A 2191-nucleotide genomic window follows, 5' to 3' on the forward strand; every position below is an offset into this window, starting at 1 on the left:
CAGGTGGCGTGGCTGCAGGCCCTGGACGTGCCGCTACAGGGTGCGCTGCTGCGTGTGAGCCTGCGACCAGCAAGCGCCGGGGCAACCGATTTCGAGGTGCGCGTCGAGGGCCTGGTGCATCCGTTGTGCAGCGGCACACTGGCGCCCGGCCAGACTGATGAGGTGCGGCGTGACGTGCATGCGTTGAGGCGGGCTCACCCTGACGCCTGGCTGACGCGGGAGGTGCTGTATGAGCAATTACGCAACGTCGGCATGGCATATGGGCCAACATACCGGGTGTTGCAGGACAGCCACCTGCAAGGTGATCAATCGTTGCTGGCGTTGGTCGTGGTGCCTGCGGGTGCGGCCGATGACCTGCCGTTTTCTCCCGCCGCTGTCGATGCGGCTTTTCAAGCAGCGGTGCTTTTGGCCATACGTCAATCCGGTGAGCAAGCCAGGCTGGGATTTTCGGTCGGCCAGTTGCAGCTGTCGGCTCCGTTGCCTGAGCGCTACTGGGTGCATGTCAGCGCTGCCACGACGGGCGCACAGCAGTGCCGATTCAATATTGAATGGATCGCCGAGGGCGGACGCGTTTGCGCCACGGCCAAAGATTTTGTACTCAAGGCCGCCCCAGTCCAACAAGAGCAATCGCCCAAGGCCAAGGTCCACAGCGTCGAATGGCGTGTGCTGCACCCTGTTGAAGAAGGGCATGCAGAGGCACAGCGCCGCACGTTGATTATCAGCGCCGACCCGGCACAGGCACAGGCCTGGTCAGCTGGCAGCACCCAGGCCAGCGTGCTGGCAGGCCAATCGGATTGGTCGGCAGAGCAATGGCGGGACGCGCTCGGCAATGCCGGCGCTTTCGAACGCCTGATCTGGCTGGCCCCGATCCCGAGCGGCGAAGCCTGGTCTGCGCAGGCTGCCACTGCTGCGCAGGAACACGGGGTAATGGCGCTGTTCGCGCTGTGCCAGGGGCTGTTGATGCTGAAGGTGCGCGAGCACCCGCTGGAGTTGCTGGTGGTGACTCGCCAGGCACTGCAGGTGCTGCCGGGCGAGCGCCATGACCCCACGCATGCGCCCGTGCACGGTCTGGCGGGCACGCTGGCGAACGAGTGCCCAACGTGGAAGGTCCGCGTGGTGGACCTGCCCCTGGCGCCGATGGCGGCTTCACCGTCGCTTGCGCCACTGGCTGCCCTGCCGGTAGGCGCGAGCGGGGCGTGGCGCGAAGGTCAGTGGTATTGCCAGGTGCTGCGGGAGGTCAATTATTGCGCGGCGCCTCCGGTCTACCGAAAGGGTGGGTGCTACATCATCATCGGTGGTGCCGGCGGGATCGGTGTGGCCTGGACGCGACGCCTGATCGTCGATTACCAGGCTCAGGTGTACTGGATAGGCCGGCGACCTCTGGACGAAAACATCCGCGCCGACATCGAGCGTCTGGCGAGTGAAGGGCCGGCCCCGATTTACCTGCCTGCCGATGCGGGCGATCCGCAAGCATTGCGCGAGGCTCTGGACTGGGTGCACGGCCAGCACGCCCAGGTGCATGGCGTGATCCATGCAGCCATGGTCATGCGGGGCAAGAGTGTTCAACGTATGAGCCGCGACGAGTTCAGCCAGGTGCTGGCGGCAAAGGTCGCTACCGGCGCGGCGCTGGAGCAGGCGCTGCAACGACCGCCCTTGGATTTCCTGGTGTTTTTCTCCTCGATCAATGCCTTCGAGCGATCGCCCAATCAGAGCAACTATGCAGCCGGGTGTTGTTTCATCGATGAACTGGGCGGCTATTTGGCGCAGCACTTGCCTTGTGCGGTCGCCGTTATCGACTGGGGTTACTGGGCGGACGCAGGCGCATTGGCCGGTTCGCCTGCGCTGCAAGTGCTACGTGAGAAAACAGGCGCCGGCTTGATCGGTTTGTCGGCGGCAATGGAGGTGGTTGACCTGGCGTTGTCTCGGCCATGGCTGCGCGTTGCAGGGACGGGGCGGGAGGCGCGCACGCCGCTGGCATTGGAATGCCCGCGGCAACTGATCAGCGTGATGCCGTGCGAAACACAACGGATGGCAAACATGCTCGCGCTGTTTGCCATGGCCGTCGAAGGTCGTGGCTCGCTGCAATTGCGTGGCGGGCTGATGCTGGAGCCTTTGCAGACACTATTGTGCCAGGTGCTGTTGGTGCAATTGCAGGCAGCCGGGCTGTTCGACCAACCCACACCGCAGACCA

Annotated in this window: 1 protein-coding gene; it reads left to right on the top strand. The window is 64.6% G+C overall.

Annotated elements, in window-relative coordinates; translation table 11 throughout:
• Window positions 1–2191 (top strand): SDR family NAD(P)-dependent oxidoreductase (locus E4O98_RS22775; RefSeq protein WP_248136306.1); only part of this gene is annotated, 2191 nt, incomplete at both ends.

This window comes from Pseudomonas sp. W2Jun17 (genome assembly GCF_023127795.1).
Lineage (GTDB): Bacteria > Pseudomonadota > Gammaproteobacteria > Pseudomonadales > Pseudomonadaceae > Aquipseudomonas > Aquipseudomonas synxantha_A.